Raw genomic sequence first — 20,638 nt, 5'->3', positions numbered from 1 at the left:
TCGCTTTGCTTCATCGTGCTCGGGCTCTCGTTCTCGGGCTACCTGCCGGCCAGACAGGCGTCAGCACAGATTCCGTTGTCTTTCTATGACTACGCGCGGCCGGAATTGAAGTGGTACAACATCGAGACCGAGCACTTCAATATCATTTTCCATGCTGATGAGCAGGGGCAGGGCAGTGGCCGTACGGCACAGGTTGTAGCGCGCATTGCGGAGGATGTGTACGGACCTATAACTTCACTTTATGATCTTGAGCCGGACACCAAAGTTGCGATCATTCTGAAGGATTACGAAGACTATTCCAACGGTGCGGCCTACTTCTTCGACAATAAAATAGAAATCTGGTCTCCCAGCCTCGATGCACCGTTGCGTGGTGATCACAACTGGTTGCGCAATGTAATCACGCACGAGTTTACGCACATCGTTCAGGTGCAAAAGTCGATGAAGGCCAATCGCCGGTTACCTTTTATCTATTTCCAGTTGCTGGATTATGAAAACGTGCGCCGGCCCGACGTGCTGTATGGGTATCCCAACGTCATTGTAACCTATCCCATTACAACCCTGAACAACCCCGCATGGCTGGCCGAAGGTACCGCGCAATACCAGCGCGAGTGGCTGAATTATGACAGCTGGGATAGCCACCGCGACATGCTCTTGCGCACGCGCATGCTTGAAGGCGAGCAGCTTTCGCTCGAAGATATGGGCGGATTTTACTCACACAACAGCCTGCTGCGCGAGACGGTGTATAACCAGGGATTTGCCTTTACCCACTACCTCGCCAAACGCTTTGGCGAAGAAACACTCATGGAAGTCAGTGCTGCGCTGGGTAAATGGGAAAACTGGAATGTGGAGCGCGCCATCAAGGATGCTACGGGTGTCCCGGGCGGACAGGTGTATCAGGATTGGGTGCAGGAAATGCGGCATGCCTATACAGAAAGTACCCACGATTTGCGCCAGAACCTGGTTGAAGGCGATATGCTTGAACCAGCCGGCTTTAGCAATTTTTATCCGCATTTTTCGCCAACGGGAGATCGGGTAGCCTACGTCTCCAATAAAGGCAAAGACTTCAACCTGCTCAGTTTATACATCAAGGACCTTGAATCAGGAAAGCTGACTTCACTGGATCTGAAGGATGTTGAAGCTGCACCGCTGCTAACCCATACCTGCGCCTTTGGGCACAAGGTGAAATCGGGCGTGGGACGTGCGTATACATGGCATCCGGGTGGGCAGAAAATGACCTATGTAAGGCGGAAAGACACAGCAGAAGGCTATTTGTATGCTGATCTGTATGAAATTGACCTGGAGACCAAAAAGTCAAAACGCCTGACCACGCGGCAACGCGCAACCGCGCCCGTCTATAACCCGGCCGGCGATAAAATTGCCTTTGTTGGTCAGCTTGACGGCTCAACAAATTTGTTTGTCCTTGATGCCAGTTCTGATAGCATCCGGCAGCTCACCACTTACAATGATGGCACGCAAGTAACCGATCCGGTCTGGCACCCAGGCGGGGACGTCTTGTATTATGGCTTGCAGCACTCGGTTGGCCGCGACATCTATCGTATTGCGGCAGATGGAAGAGGTGTAGCTGAAGGTGTACTGAGAACAAAGCATGATGAGCGGAGCCCGGCATTTGACGAAGCCGGTACCCTGTATTTCTCGTCTGACAAAACAGGAATCTTCAATATCTACAAGCTTGATCTGGACGCTGATGCAGCGCCGGAGCAGGTAACAAACGTGCTCGGCGGCGCATTTATGCCAGACGTGCGCAATAACCGGCTGGTATACGCACACTACGACTACGACGGCTACAAAATTGGCTACTTCGACGAACTGCCGGCAGCAACACCTTCCGCTGCGACCATGGCGTACACACCGCCTGCTGCTATCCTCAAAGATGCTACGGCCTTCACAGCGGCACCAGAAGCGTTACAACTGAATGCATTTAATGATACCGATCTGAAAGGGCCGTCGGTTACTGAGATACAGGGTGAGGCACCCGCTTCAGAATCGTTTGAGATAACGCCGTACAAAAACCAGTTCACCTCGTGGAGTATTTACCCGGTGTTACGGCTTGACCAGTATGTGTCGCGCCGGCAGCAGAGCCTCGACGTCCGCCTTGCAGACCGTGGCCGGCTCGAGACGTTGCTGCGCAACACCAAAGTTGGCGTCCTGGCGTCTTCACGGGAGATCCTCGAAGGGTTGAGTATTTTTGGTGGCGTGATGGTAGGGTTGACTTCCCGTGATGCCTCATCTGTGGGTGATTTCTTCTCGCCTTCTCGTCTGCTAAAGCTTGAGCGTGATGTATTCTTTCAGTTCGATTACAGCAAGGGACTGGGATTATTGCCGAAACGCTGGTCGCCGCAGATTTCGCTTGAGGTGTTCAATATTCGCCGGAATGTAGACAAAGGGCTCTCGATTGAAGAATTCCCCTGTACAGCCTGTTTGCCGGATACGACCCTTGCTAACTTGTCGTACAACCTGTGGGAAGCGAGTGTAACTGCGCGGAGTAAAATTACGCGTTTTGCAATGCTGGAGGCCGGCTATCGGTACAGTCCGTACAGCGTGACCACGGAGCGCTTCTTCTCCAAGGAATTTGACGGGTTTGTCGATGACTTCACTTCAAAGTATTACATCGGCAGCACCTTCCAATTTGCGGGCTACCTCGAATGGTTTGCGCCCCATAGGCACAGCAATGTGATTCCCAATGGATTACGGGTGGAGGCGCGGTTTGAGCGAGAAATAGGCCGGCTTCTCGACAGGTTTGATCTGGAAGACGGGATACTGGAGCCGATCTACGAACGGCACCGGGTGCACCGGCTGTCGCTTGATACCAAGTTTAGCATGGTATTGCCCGGCCAGATAATGAACGCACCGCACGGCCTGGGTTTGCGTGCCCGTGGATCTACAATTTTAGGCAAGACCGTTGATGACTTTTTCAACGATTACGTTGGCGGCCTGGTTGGCGCCCGCGGGTACCCGTTTTATGCGCTAGGAGGCAACGAGACCCTTTGGTTACAGGCAAGCTATACCCTGCCACTGATTCCACGGATCAACAAGCAGTTTATGTTTGCCTATTTTGACAAACTCTATGGCAGGGTATACACAGATTTCTCTGCTGCCTGGAACGGCGGACTGGGTGACATGGGCGCGCTGCGTCAGGATGTTGGCGCAGAACTACGCCTGGGCATGGGTTCGTTCTACTTGCTGCCTACGGCGCTATTCGTGAGTGCTACGTATGGCCTTGATGCCTTTGATTTCCAACTGGATGAAGGGTTTTTGACACCTACTGGCGAAAATACTGTGCGCTATGGCCAGTCATTGCAGTGGCATTTTGGTGTATTATTTGGATTTGACCTTTAGTAGTTCAACTTCTTGCCTTGTCATAAAACCAGGAGCCTATTTTAGGCGTAACACTGTAAGGGTTAATTAAACAGATATAGTACAGACATGGACCTGAATACGCTGATTTCATCTGCCATTGTGATGATGCTTGTGGGTCTGGGGTTTATCTACATGATAATCCGGAATAAAAAACCGAATACCCGGACGCCGACTGAGTTGATTGGCGTTGGCCTGTCTGCACTGTTGATTGTGTTCTCTGGCATGTTACTGGTGATGGGTTTTACCATCGGCGACACCGTACATGGTCCGTTTTCTGATCAGAAATCATCGGTTGGCAGGGATGCGCCGGCGTTCTCTTTTACCTTGCTCGGCTCTGAGGAATCGAAATCTTTGGACGATTACAAAGGGGAAGTAGTGCTGCTCAATTTCTGGGCAACCTGGTGTCCGCCATGCCTCGATGAAATGCCTGATCTCAACCGCCTTTATGCGGATTACCGCGAGCAAGGCCTGCGGGTGATTACCATTTCTGATGAAAGTCGGGAAGAACTGGTCGCGTTCAACGAATTTATACCGCTGGATACAGAAAGCGGCTACATCGATGACGGGATGGCGCTTCCGCTGCCGTATGTCAAAATGATGGAAGGCCGGCCTGAGTCCTACGTAATCGACCGCGATGGCACCATCCGTGAGTTCATTCTGGGTGCCAGAAATTATGAGTTCTTCAAGGCCTCCATCGCCCCGTATCTTTAATGCCCCATATTTGTAAATAGATCTAGGGTTGCGCATCATGAAAGTTGCACAGCAAACCTCTTTTTTGCTTGCCTTGTTATTGCTGGGTTTTGGCATATGCTCAGCCAACGCATCACCCGTCGAGGATGATGACGATAAAAAACCGAAGAAGGCGCACGCCCATACGCAAGGTAGCCTGAAAGCTGCTCTGCTCTATGAGCAACCGCTGCAGTTTGCACCTGCGCAAGGTGTTTTTCCTGAGAAAGCACCGAAAAAGCGAAGCGTAGGCGCAGCTTTTGGTATGTCTGCATTAATACCCGGACTGGGGCAGGCTTACAATAAGCAGTGGGGCAAAGCCATTGCAGCGTTTGCCATCGAAGCTGCGGTTATTACCGGAGCAATTGTATGGAATAACCAGGGGACAAATCTTGAGGGTGATTACCAGCAGTATGCCCATGCCTTTTGGGATCCGGCTAAATACGCAAACTGGCTGAACGATTACAGCAGTTATCTGCAAACGAACTTTAATGCTACGGTTGTTTCGCCGGCAGTTGGGGTGCCCAATCAGATTGATTTTCGAAATCCTGATGCCTGGAATGATATGGAATGGGCTGTTGTTTTGGATTTCTTCTCGCAGATCCAGTCGCTAGAACGCGAGATGTTTCACCTGGAGACCCTTGCTGCTTTCTCGCATACGCTGCCTGATTTTAGTGAGCAGCAGTATTATGAACTCGTTGGCAAGTATTATCAGTTTGCACCAGGCTGGGAAGATTATCCGGCTTGGCGTTCTGAGAACGGCGAATACACAGCTGCTATTGACCCATCGATGACCGGCCCCGATGATAGCCGACCCAACGTCTCGCCGCGCTTCTTCCAGTATGCTACTGATCATGCACACGCTAACGATGTACTGCGCCGTGCTTCCCGCGTGACTACGCTACTCATAGCAACCCACTTTATCTCTGCCATCGAAGCAGCCGTATCAGCAAAGCTGCACAACGACCGTGTTGTCCCTTCCCTAGAAATCGGAAGCAACGGCAGCGGCGAGCCACGTGCAATGGCCTCTTTACGCATTAAGTTGAATTAGGCTTTGTCAAAAAAATCAACAAACAGAGCCAAAGCCGTATCCCGAACGTGATTCGGGATCTCATGGGGCTTAGCGCAGCGTAAAATCAACAAACAGAGCCCGAACGTGATTCGGGATCTCATGGGGCTTAGCGCAGCGTAAAATCAACAAACAGAGCCAAAGCCGTATCCCGAACTTGATTCGGGATCTCATAGCACCAGGCGCAGCGTAAAATCAACAACCGGAGCCAAAGCCGTCTCCCGAACTTGATTCGCGATCGCCTCGCTAACCCTCAACGTAGTGCATCCAGCACCTTCTTTACGCGCATTCTATAGGTGCGGCTAATGGGCAGCGTTTTGTCCCCGATAGTCAGTGTTTCTGTTTTGTAAGCGCGGACCTTGCGTTCTGCCACCAGAAAAGAGCGATGGATGCGTAGGAATCCGCGTTTCTCAAGCTTCTCTTCGAGGTGGCTAATCCTCTCTTTAGTTATAATGACTTCACTGTCGGTGAAGATCTGAACGTAATCGCTCAGGCTTTCGATGTACACAATATCGTTGATGTCCAGCCGTACGGTTTGTCTGTTTGCACGGATGATAATGTGATGCGAAGCCGGCTGCTCATGCGCAGGGTGGGCGTCTGCTGGCAATACCAGCCGGCGGTACTTGTCGAGTGCCCGCAACAGGCGCGGAAGTGCAACAGGCTTCAGCAGGTAGTCAACAACATCTAGTTCAAAGCCTTCGAGTGCGTAGTCGCGATGCGCCGTTGTGAAGATCACCCTTGGGGGCTGCTCAAGCGATTTGATGAGGTCGATGCCACTTAGCGTTGGCATATGGATGTCAAGAAAAAGCAGATCAATTGCCGTGTCTTGCAACTGGGCATAGGCATCAAGTGCCCGCGTGCAAGTTGCTACCACCTCCATGTCGTGTACTTGCTCGAGATGCAACGCAATCACACGGACGGCGAGCGGCTCATCATCAACAATCATGCAGCGCGTTTTAGGCATGGAGCAGCAGGGTGAGGTTAACAGAATACATTGCGTCAGTATGGCTGATGTCGAGGGTGTGCCGGTTTGGGTAATGCAGCGTAAGGCGCCGGCGGACATTGCGAAGTCCAATGCCAGAAGCAATAGGAGGCCTTTTCAGAGTAAGTTGTGCTTTGGGGTGGAGCATGCTGTTGGATACCGAGAAATGAAGCTTATCATCCGCAACTTCAGTCTGAATTTTAATCCAGGCTTTCGCTGCTGAACCATCAATGCCATGTTTAAAACTATTCTCTACAAAAGGGATCAGCAGGAGAGGGGCAATTGATAAATGCTGTGTATTACCTGTGGTCTCGAAAGAGACGGATACCCGCTCTGGGTCGTGGCGCAGGGCTTCAAGGGAGATGTAGTTTTGCAACTGACCAAGTTCTTCATCCAGACTAACCTCGGCCTGGTTGCTTTTATGGAGAATGTAGTCGAGTTGTTGAGAAATCCTGAGTATCACATCTGGCACATGTGGTGATTTCTCAAGCGCAAGCGCGTACAAGTTGTTGAGGGTATTAAACAGGAAATGTGGGTGTATTTGTGATTTCAACAGCTGCAGTTCTGCTTCTTTTAGTTTGAGTTCTGTTTCCATTTTGGCTTTCTCCAGCGCAGCATTTTGTGCCTGCGCGGAAGACCACCGTTTAAGCAGGTTGATCGCCACTGCCAGCGCAACGACGAGGTACATCCCAACCAGTACATCGAGCAGGTCGACCAGGCCAGGTTTTACAAACATTGTCTGGTAACCAGACACATTGATGTAGAGCAGCAGGACCAGCAGCAGTTCCAGGTACAGCGAAAAGAGTAGCGAGTAACACAGGTATAGAATAAAAAGCCCGTACCGTTGGGTGAAGAGGTAGCGTGGAATCAGCCAGTAAAGCAGGAAATAGGTTGTTGCAATAGTGATGGGCAACAAGAGGCCAATAAAGACCAGATTTTGCTCATACCCATCTTGTCGGCCACCAAAATAGAGGGTATAGAAGAATAGTACACCAAGCCAGAAGGCCACGTGCCCAAGCGGGCGTGCTTTGTACAGAAGCAGGCTAGAGATCCATTGCAGGGGATCTGGCTGACTGATGGGCCTGGATGTTTGCATGATTTGAAACAGAAAACTGGAATGACAAGATACGTCAAAAATGCGGAGTTTGGCCTTGCTGATGGTTACATATACGCGTGTAGCAGGATTCTACCGAGTTTAGTCGACGAAATGCAGCATAGGGCTGGTCTGTGCAATAACCAGCAGTTGGTTGGTACTCATATCTCTGTTTTGTAAACTGAAACAGTGGCCGGCAGGGTTAAATTGAAGGCATTGCGATAACAAAACTTGAGGTCTGGAATGGGCGGGTATTTTAGTGCAGGCGGTATGTTTATGATACCGTTGACGGTATTGGGAATAACGATTCTTATCCTGATGATTAAAAAGGGCATTGATCTTTTTGGTAGTGCCGGGAAAAGTATCGCAGCACAAAACCAGGTTCGGATCAATCTGATTGTACAACTTGGCATTCTGGCCTTTTTCCTTGGCATTTTGTCTCAAGCATTGGGGTTGATGTCAGCTTTTCAGGCGATCGAAGCGATGGGGGGTGTAAGCCCGGCCATGCTTGTTGGAGGATTGCGGGTTTCGATGATTGCACCAGTTTATGGCCTGATCATTATGATCGTGTCATTTGTTGGTTGGATGATCCTGAAAAACAAAATGGACAACGCGCAGCATGCTGACGTAGGGGCTGGCTGAAGAGGTACCCTGCAGGTATCGAAATAAAAAATCCCTTGCCGGCGTACCGGAAAGGGATTTTTTATAGGCTATGAAGCGTGGGTTTATTTTAGCAGTACCAGCTTTTTGGTTTCATTAAAACCACTGGCTTCAAGGCGGTAGACGTACATGCCGCTTGGCAGGTTGCCGGCATTGAATTGCACTTCGTGAATGCCTGGCGCCTGTATGCCTTCAACAAGCGTTGCAACTTCGCGTCCGAGCATATTGAATACCCGTAAGGTAACCTGCTCTGCTGTAGGGATGCTGTATTCAATGGTGGTGACTGGATTGAATGGGTTCGGGAAATTCTGAGAGAGGGCGTACTGGAAGGGCAACTCTCTATCCACATCCGCGCGGATGAGTGGCTCTACGGTAATGGACACCGTGGCTACGTTTGATTCTAGCGAAGGCTTTAGTTTGCCTGAGGCGAACAATGTACCATCTACCTTGAGGAGTACTTCTGTGCCACTCAAGTCAAATTCCTCTTCCAGCGATACTGGAAGTTCTGCAGTCAATAAGGTGTCTGCTACTGCAGTCTGTATGGTAATATCCGTTTCCGTTTCGGTGTCGAAGTCCTGCGGGTCATCCGGGATTTCTCCAGCGATGAGCCCTGTGCCTTCTAGATTTACTGTGCCAATCACACTGATTTTGTTGGCTTCCTGGGTAAACAAGCCGTCGGTTACACCTGACGGGGCGCCGCGCTCCGACAGGTTCAGATTAAATGCACCGGGTGTTGCATCCACAAAGAGCCGGCCGAGCGTAATGAGGCCTCCAAACCTGAAAGCCAAGTCTATCGAGTCCGTGACAACCAGGTCCATTTCATACAATTGTGCTTGCTCAAACGGTTCGTTGTCTGGTTGCAAGAACATAGATGTCATGCCACCGATACTAACGGTAATATTATCGTCGTCCGTACCGATAGGAAGCGATACTTCCATGTCGAAGTTCAGGCTGGACCGTGTTGAGTCAACTGCCAACTCTTGTTTTGGCAGCGTTTTGAGCATATAGGAAAACGAATCCGTACCATCAAACCCAAGATCAGGGACGTAAGAAAACGACCCATCTTGCGCGATCGTGACTTCACCGTTTGCAGGCGGGTCAACGAGGATCAGGAAAAGGGAGTCGGTTGGCAGGTTGTCGTTGAAGTAGAGGCCGGGAGCTGTGACACTCAGTGAACTGTCTTCTCGAACGTTGTATGCGTCATCTCCAGCACTTGGGGCGTCTTGGGCCCAGAGTAATTGATTTGATGAAAGGGAAGAGGATAAAAGGAGAACCAGTAGAAAAACGCCTGAACTTATCGCTTTACGATTCATGTTATTCGGTACATTAGGGTAAATCCGGGAGAAACTGAAATTCACACGCGGGAATTTGCAGCTAAAGAGAATTGCGTAACATTAAACCTGAAAAAAAGAGATATCTCTGTTAATATCCTCTCTAAAAGACAGAGAGAGTGTGGAGATATTGCAGGTCGTGCCGGCTGATGTCCGCAATTTGTCGCTGGGTTGCTTTGCTAATTGATGTTGTTATGAACAGGTGGTTTTGGGTTGCGAATGGCAGAATATAAGAATGATGAAGGATAAATGAAGTTTTTTTTGTATTTCGCGATTTGTGCCGGCTTCCTGCTGGCAACGTATCGACTGAAATGGTTGTCATTTGCCGGCGCTGCAACGGCCGCATTCTTTGGCTTTTCTCTGCTGGTATTGGGGGGGGCTGCCTGGATTGCACCGGTCCTGTTTTTTTTCGCAACTTCAAGTATCCTTTCCAAAATCAATAAAATAACTTCGCAAGATGCAGAAAGAGGGGAGGATGTTCGGGATGCTTGGCAGGTGCTGAGCAATGGCGGCGTAGCATGGGGGCTGTTGCTACTGAGCGCATTTAATACAAATGCCCTTTTATGCTATGTAGGATTTGCCGGCGCCTTAGCTGCGGCTACAGCAGATACCTGGGGGACCGAGTTGGGGCGGCTGGGCAATGGCGTTACACGTTCAATTCTAACGGGCCGGGTTGTGTCCCGCGGTACTTCTGGCGGAATGAGTTGGCAGGGCACGCTTGGGGGGGCCATCGGCGCCGGCCTGATTGGTGGTATTGCGTGGTACAGTGGATCAGGGATTGACTTACATCTCTTCTTGTGTATTGCCCTTGCAGGTATTGCTGGTAGCCTTGCAGATAGCTTGCTTGGGGCAGCGGTGCAGGCTCGCTATCAAAATCAGCAGACGGGTGAAGTAAGTGAGTACCCTGACGAGCGTACCCATCTTATTAGCGGGCTGCGGTGGATGGACAACAACATGGTTAACTGCTGTTGTACGCTTGCCGGGGCTGTTGCAGCAATGGTTTGCTGGTATTTTCGATAGCTGGCATTGAAGATCGCCGGCATGAGACAGGCTCATGCAACACTTTTCTGCGGGGATAGAACAACTTTTGTCTAAATAGTCCCGTACCCTTTGGGTATCGTTTTTATTTTGGATGAAAAACACAACTCCTATGACACGCCGCGAAGCAAAAGGCCTCCTCGCCTCCGTTAAAGACCGCATCAATGACGTCAAGAAATTTGGTTTTCATGCGGCAGCCTTTTTTACATTCAACATGGCCTTTTTTATGCTGAATGTGACCCAGGGGCCCGACGGTCCTTTGTTCCTTCTACCTTTTCTCTCCTGGGGAAGCGTGTTGTTTGTTCACTGGAAGCGTGTTTTTGGCAGAAAAGGTTCAGTTGAGCGCAAATGGGAAGAGGCGATGCTTCACGAGTTTATGTATGGGGAAGAGCTGCCTGAACAGCTATCTGAAATAGAAATTGCACCCGTCGAAAAGCGCAAGCTCATCAATATTACCAGCGCAAAAGACGAGAAAATCAAAAAATTACAGCGCCGGCTCGAAAACCTGGAAGCCATTGTGACCAGCCAGAAGTGGGAAGAACTGGAGGAGCAGGACGAACCTGAAAGTATGTCTGCGCTCCAGATTGCAAAAATGAGCAAGCAATTGCGCTAACATCGAGCAAGTACTTGTTGGGTTTTAGCGCGCCATCAGCCGCACGCCAAGGCCAAAGTGCCGGCCGTGAATGGGGCCGTATACGTAGGAGGTGTCAAAGTTAGGACCAAACGGATTGCCAGGATCTATTAATGGTGCTGGCTGCGTGTAATCAAACAGGTTCTCGACAGCTGCATATACTTGCACGATGTCGCCAGCCCCGGTGTTGAATTCACGCGTGACCTGCAGGTTGTGCACGCTGAACGCAGGAGAAGTATCAGGACGCTCAAAGGGGCTTGCAAACACTGGCAGGTGCATGGGACCTTTCAGGTTGGCCGTGTAATCTATCGTCAGGTTGACAAGCGCCACGTCGTACGTAATGCTTGCGACGCCTTCAAATGCCGGCGCAAATTCCAATGCCTGTTTCTCGCCCATTTCTTTTGTAAACACATCCAGCAAGGTCCCACCGAGCGTGTAACGCAGTCCTGAACCAATAAAATTCTGATTCAGCGACAGCGAGATGCCACGCGTTGTGGCGCTGCCATCCAGATTTTCATAGCGGATCACACCTGGTGTCGCATAGTCAGGTGTGATTTTGTTTGTGAAATAAGAGTAGAAGACATCCAGGTCGACAGTGAGCGGCCCTGCTGGGATGGGCACAATTTGTTGCGCACTGATGGTGCCGTTTACCGAGCGTTCGGGTTTAATTTTCTCCAATAGCACGGTAGCGCGGGCACCAGCGTAGGCTGCGTGGTCTTCCGTGAAGAGGTTTACAATGCGAAAGCCGGTGCCGGCATTGAAACGCAGTGTTGTGTTGTCAGCCGGATTAACTTTAAGACTTACGCGGGGAGACGGAATAATGCCGTGGCTTTCCTGATAGTCCAGCCGCAAGCCGGTTAGCAGTCGCATGTTTTGCGTCGGCAGGAGTTCGTGTTGTGCAAAAATGCCTGGCGTTTGCCGGGTATCTACCTGGTTTTGGATGAGCATATCTCCTGCAAACACACCTGTGGCCCCGGTGTTGTCATCGTACTGCTGTAACCGCATGGCGGCGCCCAATGTGAGCGTGTTGGCCGGATTTAAATACAGCGGTAAAACCGCCTGGGCATACGCTACAAGCTGTCGCGCGTCGTATTGCTGGTCGCCGTAAAAGCTCTCCTGCGCATGGGTGTTGAATGCTATGTCAAGCCTGAGTGGGGCTGTGAAAGGGAAGTAGTAACTACCCAGCAATTCAACACGCGATGTTTTGATCGTTTCGCCGTAGAGTTGGTCAGAACCACGCAACGCGGGCGTGAATTGACTAATGAAGTCATGCGTCCCGCCCATACGGTCTTCGAAATAGTAGCGGGCAGAGACGGCAAGCCTTTTGAACCCCTCCTCATCAGTCAGCAACGCTTTTCCAAATAAAGAGGCGCGTTTGTTTAGTGTGAGGTCAGAGAAGTTGTCGCCATTCTTATCTACAAACCTGTCATTGTAAAAGAGGGTGCTTGAAACGAGCGTAGACAGTTTGCCGCGGGTTGGTACAACACCGATATCCATGGCGTATTCGCCGTCGCTTGTCCCAAAGGCGTTCAGGGTAAGGCCGGGTGCTGTCTGTGCTTGTTTGGTAATGATATTGATGACACCCCCCATGGCTTCTGACCCATAGAGGGTAGACATGGGACCTTTGACAACTTCAATTTGCTGGATAAGGGCTGGACTGATGCCATTTAACCCGTACACCGTTGCAAGGCTACTCATGATGGGCATGCCGTCAATGAGCACGGCCGTGTAGGGCCCGTCCATACCATTGATACGAATGTTATTGGTGCCGCACACACCGCAATCAATTTGCTGAGAGAGGCCGTTTACATTTTCGAGTGCCTCCATAATGTTTGCTGATGGAATTTTCTCCAGGTAACGGGCTGAAATCACATCTACTTTGACGGGGGTGTCTTTGACATGCGTCTCGACCAGATTGCCAGAAACAACAATACCATCTAATTCCAGCAAACCTTCATCCAGGTTGAAATCTAATGTGTAAGTGGATGTGGTGTTAACAGTAAGGGTGGTTGCTGAAGACTGGAATCCAATGGCTGCAGCAACAAGCGTTACCGTACGGTTTTTGGCATTCGCTGCGAGATTCAGTGTAAGCGTGTAGTGCCCGTTAATGTCTGCAGCTGTGCCCTCGGCAGTGCCTTTCACCGTGATGTTGGCAAAAGGGACCGGCATGCCATCCGATGCACGGATTATACCTTCGATTGAGCTCTGGGTCTGCGCTGGCTGGGCGGTTGTTATTTGCGTAAAGGCAACCAGCAAACAGGCTGCGAGCAACAAGGCGCGGACTGGAAACAAGGCGGTGCGATTATTCATGTAAACTGCCATAGAACGTTGAAATAGGCGGTTGCATATGGGATGGAGCGAAAGTTTATCCATGCTTGCTAACATAGACTTCAAATGAGGCATGTTTGTAAGCGTCAGTAGCGATGAAGGCGAGGAGTAAATTGAAAGATTTTGAATCGAGATACCCCGTGTGTTGCGTGAGCACATTGCCGGCATGATCGAGCACGACAAACCCCGGGGTTGCTTCAATGCCAAGATGCTGCGTCCATTCAAATGGTGTTAACACCCGATGCCCCAGTTGAATCCTGCTGTCGTTGTCGTCATAGCGCAACCTGGCTTTGACAAAGCGAGCAAGCAAGGGCGCCGCCTTGGGGAAAACCTCGGCTTCCATCGTGAGGCAAGGGCCACACCAGGGCGCGCTTACGTAAACAAGCACAGGTTGCTGTTGCTTCGCTGCCAGCGGGAGTGCCTCGGAAAGTGAATGCCAGTCGTTTTGAGCAGGCACGGAGGCCAACAAGCCCAGCATCAAAATGAGCAGTGTTATTTTCATGGCTAAAATAATTATTAGACTTGACTAAAACTATGTTTTGCAAAGGCTGTTCCCGGTGAGGGGGGGAGGGGGCTGCGTATGCAGACCATGAAAAGAAGAAGATTTCCTGGAGGTGCTGTTTGGGGTTGGTAACACTTCTTTGCCTAAGTCACAAAAAAGCAGTAAGATGATTCCGCTAAATCACTGAACGGAATAAGGAAGAAGTTTTATGCCCTGGTATAAGAAGTTGCACTGGCAGATTATCATCGGATTGCTGCTGGGCCTTGTTTATGGCATTATTGCCGCCTCAGCCGGCTGGATTGAATTTACAAACGACTACATTGCCCCATTTGGTACCATTTTTCTGCGCCTGCTACAGTTGATTGCAGTACCACTGGTGCTTGCATCCCTGATTACCGGGGTTGCGTCGCTCTCTAACCTGCAAAAACTTTCTCGCATTGGCGGGAAGACAATAGGGATTTACCTGGCTACAACTTTTATCGCGTTGGTCATTGGCCTGGTGCTGGTTAATGTTATGGAGCCCGGCAGCACGGTACCGCCTGACGTGCGGGACCAGTTGCAAGAGACCTACAGCGCTGATGCGGCGTCTCGTCAGCAACAAGCTGATCAGGCCAAAGAGCGTGGGCCTTTGCAGATTCTGGTGGACATCGTGCCGGCCAACTTTTTCTCAGCGGCATCCAGCAACCGCAACATGTTGCAGATCGTGTTCTTCGCCATTTTTGCTGGGATTGGCCTGATTTTGCTGGAGCGTGCAAAAGCCAAACCGTTGCTGGATATTTTTGACAGCCTCAATGAGCTGATCATTAAGCTGGTTGATCTGATTATGTATACAGCGCCAGTTGGGGTGTTTGCGCTCCTTGCCGGCACGATCACGTCGATTGCCAGTGGCGGCGCAGTAATCGAGTTACTTACAGCGCTTGGCTATTACTGTATCGCAGTGCTGCTCGGCTTGATTATTCACACCTGTGTTACATACCCTACGCTGCTGAAGATCTTTACGCCTGTAAGCCTTAAAACCTTCTTCCGGGGCATAGCGCCAGCGCAGCTGGTTGCCTTCTCTACATCGTCCAGTGGCGCAACGCTGCCAGTAACGATGGAGACAGCCGAAAAAAACATCGGGGTTTCTGAAGAAGTATCGTCTTTTGTGCTACCGCTTGGGGCAACCATCAACATGGACGGTACAGGACTCTACCAGGCCATTGCTGCGGTGTTTATTGCGCAGACCGTAGGCATGGACCTTTCGCTTACCGCCCAACTTACCATTGTATTTACGGCACTGCTGGCTTCAATAGGAACGGCAGCTGTACCGGGCGCCGGCATCATTATGCTGGTCATCATACTGGAGGCGGTTGGTGTGCCCAATGCTGGTATTGCGTTGATTTTGGGTGTAGACCGTATCCTGGATATGTGCCGAACGGTAACAAACGTAACAGGGGACGTGACCGTTGCAACAATCGTTGCCGCAAGTGAGGGCCAGTTAAAGGTGCCTGTTGAAGCGTAGCCTGGTTTCCTTTCGAGCAAAATATAAAACGGGAGCTGCAATGCATGTTGCAGCTCCCGTTTTATATTTTATGCTTTACGGATTTTGGCCTCATAGTCCGTGGCGGGAAATATCTTGTTCATGCGTTGAATCAGCTGCAACATATGCTCAATGCACATCCATTGCACGTTCAGATAGCGCCGGTCTTTTTTAATAAGAACAAAAACCACTTCATTGCTTCCGCATTCGGCGCAGCACTTCATAGTGACCTCTTTACAATTAAAAAATGAGGCCTTGGGGTACCAGGAATCACCAGTGTGGAGCTGGCGCGGAGCTGAGGGGCGCTTAAAGATAAGGCAGCCGGTGGATTAATGGTAGAGTGAGGGAAGAGTTTGGAGTGAGGAGAGTTTGGCGTTTGGTATATAGCTGAGTCTTGTGACGCAACAATCTGAAGTTATGCTCAACGCTAAGATCGCCGGCCTTGCGAGGTTAACCAGAAACTCCTCACTCAATACTCCTATCTCCTCACTCTTTAAAGGTAAAGTGCTAGTCCAAATTTGGCCGCAGCATTGCGAATAGCAGCTGATTCCGCCATCGTACTTGGATCGCCCTGGGCATTGGGCTCCAGTGTGCTGCTGCCAGTCGCTTCTCTGGCAAACTTGCCTTCTTTTGCGTGGATGGTGATACGGTAAGCAATATAGATGCGATCGCGGGAGCTGTAAATGTTGGTAATTGTACCTTCCCAGCCAGGTGCATACTGATCCAGAATGGCAATGGTATCCTGCATTGTGAGATATTTGACGCGCCGGCCGGCTTGTTGCCGGGTGTGGACGATGTGACCGGGAATAGGACGCCTCAGATCACTAAGAATCTGCGCGAGCGGCCGGCCATACGTTTCGTCTTTTTCGCTGATTTCCAATTCAACTGGGGATTCTGATGATTCTCCGGATTTTTCTAAAAACATATTTAATGGATTATGGTCATCATGCCACCACCGTAACGTGTAGTGCCCTGGCTCTGGGCGGTTATCCGGTAGAAGTAGGAGCCGGCAGGCATCGATGAAGCGTCTATGTTGAAAAGTTGGTTGGCGCCAGCCGCCAGGGGGCGAGGCGGATAATAATCTTGTCGTTGACCTGCTAGATTGTATACTTCAACAGATACCAGAGCTGTCTCCGGAAGATCCATAGTTAACGTAGTCGAAGCAAAAAATGGATTTGGATACATGTGAGATAATAGCGTAGCGCCTGATACTGCAACAGGGTCTTCTACACTTGCCGGGCTGATATTGCGCAGGCGGCCATTTTGTGCTTCAACTTCTAAAGAATCAACTTCAAAGTTTACTTTATCGAAACTCATTTCACTGGATCCATCTTTCAGAAAACCGGCTTCTAAATAAAACAGCGGACCAGCACCCGTCAGGGTATCTACGCCGGCAGCTGCAATGGCCACTTTACCATCCAGGCCAAGGTTATTTGAATAGAAAAACCCTGCGGCTATGCCATCAAGTTTTGCGATATTGTTTATCTGGATGATCTCAGGGTCGAAGGCAATGGTCATGTCAAAGGAAATGATACCAAGCGTTGATACGTCACTCACTGTGACCGGTACCATAACCGCATCAGTTTCGGTGACAAATGTATCGGGCAGCGCTACACTGATGGTTTGACTATACGCCGTGCCTGTAAACATACTTGCAAACAGCAGGCAAAACAGGGTGCAGAATCGTTGTTTTTTGAAATTCAACATGAAGATGGACGTGCTAAGATTAGAATATGTGACTCCTGATGTGGGCTGAACCGTTGGTGATTTTGTATGATCTGTGATGCTTCAAAGAGTGGACCACTAATCTCTATATAAAGCACAGAATGTCACAATTTGATGGATGGCCCTGCGCCAAGATCTTGTGATAGACCAGACATTTTGCTTATTTGAGGAGAATTTAATCTTCTTGTTATCCTACGCGCCCTTTACCACCCGGCAGTGTCATGTTCATAAAGCATACAAATAACATACTTTTGCTTGTCTTACTCATCACGGCAAGTTGCAAAATGGAAAAACAGGACAACAATGTATTACCTGATGCTACGGCCTTGCCTGTGCAAAGCGAACTGCCACATCCGTTGATCACAAGTGCCGGCGAGCAGGTTGCGTCGGTGGCTGACTGGGAAGCGGATCGCCGGCCTGAGGTGCAGGCGTTGTTTGCGCATTACATGTATGGTGCTGTACCGGCTGCGGAGCAGGTAACGTTTGTGGTAGATGCTGTTGATGAACATTACATGGACGATACGGCCATCAAAAAGCAAGTAACCATTAATGTTGGCAGTGACGCCCTCTCCATGCGGCTGTTACTGGTTGTGCCCAAGCTGGTGACGGGCAAAGTACCGGTTTTTCTCGGTCCGAACTTTCATGGCAATCATGCTGTAGTTGCCGACACAGATGTAGCTATACTGGATCAGTGGCAGCCGGCTCGAGGAGAGGGGGTTGTGGATCATCGTGCAACTGAGGCCTCCCGTGGCACGAGCGCATCACGGTGGAGCTTCCGGCAGGCAGTGGCCCGTGGGTATGCGCTTGCCACATTTTACCATGGCGACCTCGATCCGGACCACGATGATTTTTCAGACGGCGCCCATGCGGCATTCCCTTTAGCCAGTGGAGAAACAAGAGACGAGAACAGCTGGGGTGCCCTTAGCGCCTGGGCGTACGGAATCCACCGTGCGGTAGATTATTTGCAAACGGACCCGGACATCGATCCCAATCGCATTGCGGTTATGGGCCATTCCCGGAATGGCAAGGCCGCTTTGTGGGCCGGCGCAATAGACCCGCGCATCGCGCTTGTCGTCTCAAATCAGTCGGGTTGTGGTGGGGCAGCCCTTAGCCGCCGGCGCGTAGGTGAGACCGTCAAGGCCATCAACGACCGCTTCCCTCACTGGTTTAATGTAGCATTCCGGGCATTCAACGAAAATGAAGACCAGCTCCCATTCGATCAACATCTACTCATTGCGCTTATGGCACCAAGACCTGTTCTAGTAGCGAGTGCGGAAGAAGACGCATGGGCGGATCCTGAAGGAGAATTTCTTGCCTTGAAAGCTGCTGGACCTGTTTATAGCCTGTATGGTAAAGCCGGGCTCATTGAGGAAGAAATGCCCGGCAATAATAACCTCGTTGGCGCTGAATTAGGCTATCATATCCGCCCCGGCGGGCACGGAGTAGGTGATGACGATTGGCGCGTGTTTATGGATTTTGCAGACACCTTCTTTCAACCCGTGCGTCCACAACCCAAGGAGGCAGGTTAAGGCCTGAATACGAGCGTTTGTACTTTTGAGAACGCGCTGCCTCTGACTTGGATGAAATATAGGCCGCCGGCTAACTGGGCTTTTTCTACTTCGAGGAGATGTGGGGTGTTGGGGGCGAGGGTACCTGAAAAAATGGTTTTGATGCGTTGGCCCAGGGCATTGTACAATTCAACGTGAACCTCATCGCCAGCTTCCACGAGCAAATCAAGGTAGGCTGTGCTTTTAGCTGGATTAGGGTAGGGCGCGCCCACCAGGAATCCAGCGGTTACGCCCGTCCATATTTCGATGGTTTCGCTATAATTCGCAGTGCCGTCTGGCAGGTCTTCGCGAACACGGTAAACATGAACACCAGCCGGCCCTGCGTCCAGCGGCAACTCATAAGGGGAAGGGCTTTGCAGAATGGCTGCTCCGTTGGTGCCACCTATTTGGACAAAGTCATTGCCTGCCTTTTTCTCAACATAAAAATCTGATGCAGGGTTAACCGACGTGGCTACCCAGGAAACGATAACAAGGTTACCTTCGATTTTGGCCTGAACGTCGCTTATTTTTGCCGGCAGCGGGGTGCAACTGGTTGTCAATGGAATCTGACAAATCGGGTCGAGGCCTATCGCGCGGTATTGTTCGTTTTCTGGCACACACAAATCGACCGTATTATCAGAAAGTGAGCAAGTTTGCATATTGGGTGCCAGCGCCGCCACAGAAAAAGGTAACGTACCGTGCAGCTCATTTTGTGAAAGATCAAGCGCAACAAGGCTGGATAACTGCCCGAGTTCTACAGGGATATTACCATCGAGGTTGTTATTCGGGAGGGTAAGTTCTGTTATGTTGTCATTCTCACATCCAATACCAAACCAATCACAGGGCGAATCGTGGACAAGCCACCCGGCGTTGTTTTCCCATGCATAGCCGCGCGTGTCAAAATAAAATGACTCCAGGCCTTCGCACGTTGCCCCATCGATAGACGTATTTGTATCACAAATGGTACAGGATGAGGATACCGGCACCCCACAAAAAAGACCTGAAGCATCTGTGGTATAGGCCTCACGGTCAGGGACGCAAAAGTTTGGACTATTATTTTCCAGCGAGCAGGCAGATAATTGGTTTTTAAGTTGACCAATAGCCGGCAGCAGGGGGCCTTCCAGTTGATTGTCTGATACAAAAAGCCAATTTAGTTCGGGCAAATCGGCGATAGCTCGCGGGATGTTGCCGGTAAAGGCATTGTTGTTCAGACGGAGGCTGCGAAGTGTTTGGAGATCACCAAGCATTTCCGGAATGGTGCCGTTTAGCCGGTTATTAGACAGGTCGATCGACTCAAGATTGGGCAATGCTGACCAGGCCGGCGGAATGTTGCCTTTCAGATCATTGGTGCTCAGGTTAATGGTTGTCAGGGATGCAATGCGGCCCAAAGAATCAGGCAGGAAGCCGTCGAGCAGGTTGTCGTGTAGATCAAATACTTCGAGATTCTGGAGACGGCCGTATGTATTGGGAATACCACCACGAATAGCATTTTGCCCGAGGCGAATAACCCGCAGGTTTTTTGCCGTAGCAAGCGTAGAGGGGAGGATGTTGCCGAGTTTTTCGAATCCACCGCGCTGCGAGGTGTTTTCAATGATTAGCTCCTGCAGTTCATGCAAGTTACCCAACTCGCCAGGCAAGCCGCCGCTTACGTTGTTGTCGACCAACTCGATTTTGATAACGTTGAGGGGCCACTCTTTGGAATTGCAAGTTACGCCAAACCAGGAGCACGGTTGATTTGCTCTGAGCCAACCGGTGCGGTTGAACCAGTCCAGTCCACCTGCATTTTCAAACAAGCGTTCCAGTGCGATGCACTCGTCTTCAACAAGCTGATCAATTTCCTGGCAGCCTTGATATCCAGTATCCTGTGCAGATACCGAAAAGGTGCCCAGGCAAAGGAAAATGAACAACAAACATGTTGTGTAGCGCAAGATCATGCTGCGACGCGTAAAGCCAACCTGTTATTAATAACACACCCGTGATGGGTAAGCTGTATATCTTTTACCCCTGGTGTTGTCTCTATGACTAAATTCAGGTCGAAAAGATCTGCTTGCAAGTTGATCGAAAACGCATTTTCAAAGCACTTCATCATCTTACTACCTGCCTCAGCTA

The 20,638-nt window shown here is 50.4% G+C and carries 16 protein-coding genes; 8 read left to right on the top strand and 8 right to left on the bottom strand.

All coding sequences use genetic code 11. From position 1 onward, the window contains the following. Positions 1-15: 15 nt before the first annotated feature. From AAF564_00920 to AAF564_00910, 3 genes are all read left to right on the top strand, one after another. On the top strand, positions 16-3,357 hold the full coding sequence (locus AAF564_00920; GenBank protein ID MEM8484071.1) for a hypothetical protein: 3,342 nt from the start codon (positions 16-18) through the stop codon (positions 3,355-3,357). 87 nt (positions 3,358-3,444) lie between these two features. Beyond that, on the top strand, positions 3,445-4,089 hold the full coding sequence (locus AAF564_00915) for a TlpA disulfide reductase family protein (GenBank protein MEM8484070.1): 645 nt from the start codon (positions 3,445-3,447) through the stop codon (positions 4,087-4,089). A gap of 37 nt (positions 4,090-4,126) precedes the next feature. Continuing rightward, positions 4,127-5,155 carry a DUF5683 domain-containing protein gene (locus tag AAF564_00910; protein MEM8484069.1) on the top strand — a complete coding sequence of 343 codons (1,029 nt, stop codon included), beginning with the start codon at positions 4,127-4,129 and terminating at the stop codon, positions 5,153-5,155. 271 nt (positions 5,156-5,426) lie between these two features. Here the strand turns inward: AAF564_00910 and AAF564_00905 are convergent, their stop codons facing one another. Both AAF564_00905 and AAF564_00900 read right to left on the bottom strand, forming a co-directional pair. After that, entirely contained in the window at positions 5,427-6,137 is a 711-nt protein-coding gene (locus AAF564_00905) for a LytTR family DNA-binding domain-containing protein (protein MEM8484068.1), read from the bottom strand. Further along, on the bottom strand, positions 6,130-7,251 hold the full coding sequence (locus AAF564_00900; protein ID MEM8484067.1) for a histidine kinase: 1,122 nt from the start codon (positions 7,249-7,251) through the stop codon (positions 6,130-6,132). Before AAF564_00900 ends, AAF564_00905 begins: the two co-directional genes overlap by 8 nt. 315 nt (positions 7,252-7,566) lie before the next feature. Here AAF564_00900 and AAF564_00895 point away from each other — a divergent pair, with 315 nt between their 5' ends. Continuing rightward, positions 7,567-7,890: a MotA/TolQ/ExbB proton channel family protein gene (locus AAF564_00895; protein MEM8484066.1), complete on the top strand. Its 324-nt coding sequence runs from the start codon at positions 7,567-7,569 to the stop codon at positions 7,888-7,890. Positions 7,891-7,973: 83 nt separating this feature from the next. Here AAF564_00895 and AAF564_00890 read toward each other — a convergent pair whose 3' ends face one another. Next, positions 7,974-9,221: an Ig-like domain-containing protein gene (locus AAF564_00890; GenBank protein MEM8484065.1), complete on the bottom strand. Its 1,248-nt coding sequence runs from the start codon at positions 9,219-9,221 to the stop codon at positions 7,974-7,976. Between the two features lie 267 nt (positions 9,222-9,488). Here AAF564_00890 and AAF564_00885 point away from each other — a divergent pair, with 267 nt between their 5' ends. Next, complete coding sequence (locus tag AAF564_00885) at positions 9,489-10,259, top strand: DUF92 domain-containing protein (GenBank protein ID MEM8484064.1); 771 nt, start codon at positions 9,489-9,491, stop codon at positions 10,257-10,259. Positions 10,260-10,389: 130 nt separating this feature from the next. Next, entirely contained in the window at positions 10,390-10,890 is a 501-nt protein-coding gene (locus AAF564_00880) for a 2TM domain-containing protein (protein ID MEM8484063.1), read from the top strand. Between the two features lie 24 nt (positions 10,891-10,914). Here AAF564_00880 and AAF564_00875 read toward each other — a convergent pair whose 3' ends face one another. Further along, entirely contained in the window at positions 10,915-13,218 is a 2,304-nt protein-coding gene (locus AAF564_00875) for a TonB-dependent receptor (GenBank protein ID MEM8484062.1), read from the bottom strand. Positions 13,219-13,273: 55 nt separating this feature from the next. After that, positions 13,274-13,738 (bottom strand): thioredoxin family protein, encoded by a 465-nt coding sequence (locus AAF564_00870; protein MEM8484061.1) that lies wholly within the window; start codon positions 13,736-13,738, stop codon positions 13,274-13,276. Between the two features lie 208 nt (positions 13,739-13,946). On the opposite strand from AAF564_00870, the gene AAF564_00865 reads away from it, so the two are divergent. Next, positions 13,947-15,239, top strand: a complete 1,293-nt coding sequence (locus AAF564_00865) for a dicarboxylate/amino acid:cation symporter (protein ID MEM8484060.1) — start codon at positions 13,947-13,949, stop codon at positions 15,237-15,239. A 511-nt stretch (positions 15,240-15,750) separates the two neighbouring features. Here AAF564_00865 and AAF564_00860 read toward each other — a convergent pair. Next, a complete protein-coding gene (locus tag AAF564_00860; protein ID MEM8484059.1) occupies positions 15,751-16,182 on the bottom strand; it encodes a hypothetical protein in 432 nt (143 codons plus the stop codon). A gap of 2 nt (positions 16,183-16,184) precedes the next feature. Next, on the bottom strand, positions 16,185-16,964 hold the full coding sequence (locus AAF564_00855) for a T9SS type A sorting domain-containing protein (GenBank protein ID MEM8484058.1): 780 nt from the start codon (positions 16,962-16,964) through the stop codon (positions 16,185-16,187). Positions 16,965-17,266: 302 nt separating this feature from the next. On the opposite strand from AAF564_00855, the gene AAF564_00850 reads away from it, so the two are divergent. Further along, entirely contained in the window at positions 17,267-18,511 is a 1,245-nt protein-coding gene (locus AAF564_00850) for an acetylxylan esterase (protein MEM8484057.1), read from the top strand. Here AAF564_00850 and AAF564_00845 read toward each other — a convergent pair. Next, positions 18,508-20,463, bottom strand: a complete 1,956-nt coding sequence (locus AAF564_00845; GenBank protein ID MEM8484056.1) for a T9SS type A sorting domain-containing protein — start codon at positions 20,461-20,463, stop codon at positions 18,508-18,510. The genes AAF564_00850 and AAF564_00845 overlap by 4 nt on opposite strands. Positions 20,464-20,638 lie beyond the last annotated feature (175 nt).

The sequence above is a fragment of the Bacteroidota bacterium genome (genome assembly GCA_039111535.1).
Taxonomy (GTDB): Bacteria; Bacteroidota; Rhodothermia; order Rhodothermales; family JAHQVL01; genus JBCCIM01.
This window is presented reverse-complemented; position numbering and strand designations above follow the sequence as displayed.

Excerpts from the sequence above, each read along its gene's own strand:
- AAF564_00915 (MEM8484070.1), top strand. The coding sequence starts at position 3,445 with ATGGACCTGAATACGCTGATTTCATCTGCCATTGTGATGATGCTTGTG.
- AAF564_00910 (MEM8484069.1), top strand. The coding sequence starts at position 4,127 with ATGAAAGTTGCACAGCAAACCTCTTTTTTGCTTGCCTTGTTATTGCTG.
- AAF564_00905 (MEM8484068.1), bottom strand. The coding sequence starts at position 6,137 with ATGCCTAAAACGCGCTGCATGATTGTTGATGATGAGCCGCTCGCCGTC.
- AAF564_00900 (MEM8484067.1), bottom strand. The coding sequence starts at position 7,251 with ATGCAAACATCCAGGCCCATCAGTCAGCCAGATCCCCTGCAATGGATC.
- AAF564_00895 (MEM8484066.1), top strand. The coding sequence starts at position 7,567 with ATGATTAAAAAGGGCATTGATCTTTTTGGTAGTGCCGGGAAAAGTATC.
- AAF564_00890 (MEM8484065.1), bottom strand. The coding sequence starts at position 9,221 with ATGAATCGTAAAGCGATAAGTTCAGGCGTTTTTCTACTGGTTCTCCTT.
- AAF564_00885 (MEM8484064.1), top strand. The coding sequence starts at position 9,489 with ATGAAGTTTTTTTTGTATTTCGCGATTTGTGCCGGCTTCCTGCTGGCA.
- AAF564_00880 (MEM8484063.1), top strand. The coding sequence starts at position 10,390 with ATGACACGCCGCGAAGCAAAAGGCCTCCTCGCCTCCGTTAAAGACCGC.
- AAF564_00875 (MEM8484062.1), bottom strand. The coding sequence starts at position 13,218 with ATGAATAATCGCACCGCCTTGTTTCCAGTCCGCGCCTTGTTGCTCGCA.
- AAF564_00870 (MEM8484061.1), bottom strand. The coding sequence starts at position 13,738 with ATGAAAATAACACTGCTCATTTTGATGCTGGGCTTGTTGGCCTCCGTG.
- AAF564_00865 (MEM8484060.1), top strand. The coding sequence starts at position 13,947 with ATGCCCTGGTATAAGAAGTTGCACTGGCAGATTATCATCGGATTGCTG.
- AAF564_00860 (MEM8484059.1), bottom strand. The coding sequence starts at position 16,182 with ATGTTTTTAGAAAAATCCGGAGAATCATCAGAATCCCCAGTTGAATTG.
- AAF564_00855 (MEM8484058.1), bottom strand. The coding sequence starts at position 16,964 with ATGTTGAATTTCAAAAAACAACGATTCTGCACCCTGTTTTGCCTGCTG.
- AAF564_00850 (MEM8484057.1), top strand. The coding sequence starts at position 17,267 with ATGGAAAAACAGGACAACAATGTATTACCTGATGCTACGGCCTTGCCT.
- AAF564_00845 (MEM8484056.1), bottom strand. The coding sequence starts at position 20,463 with ATGATCTTGCGCTACACAACATGTTTGTTGTTCATTTTCCTTTGCCTG.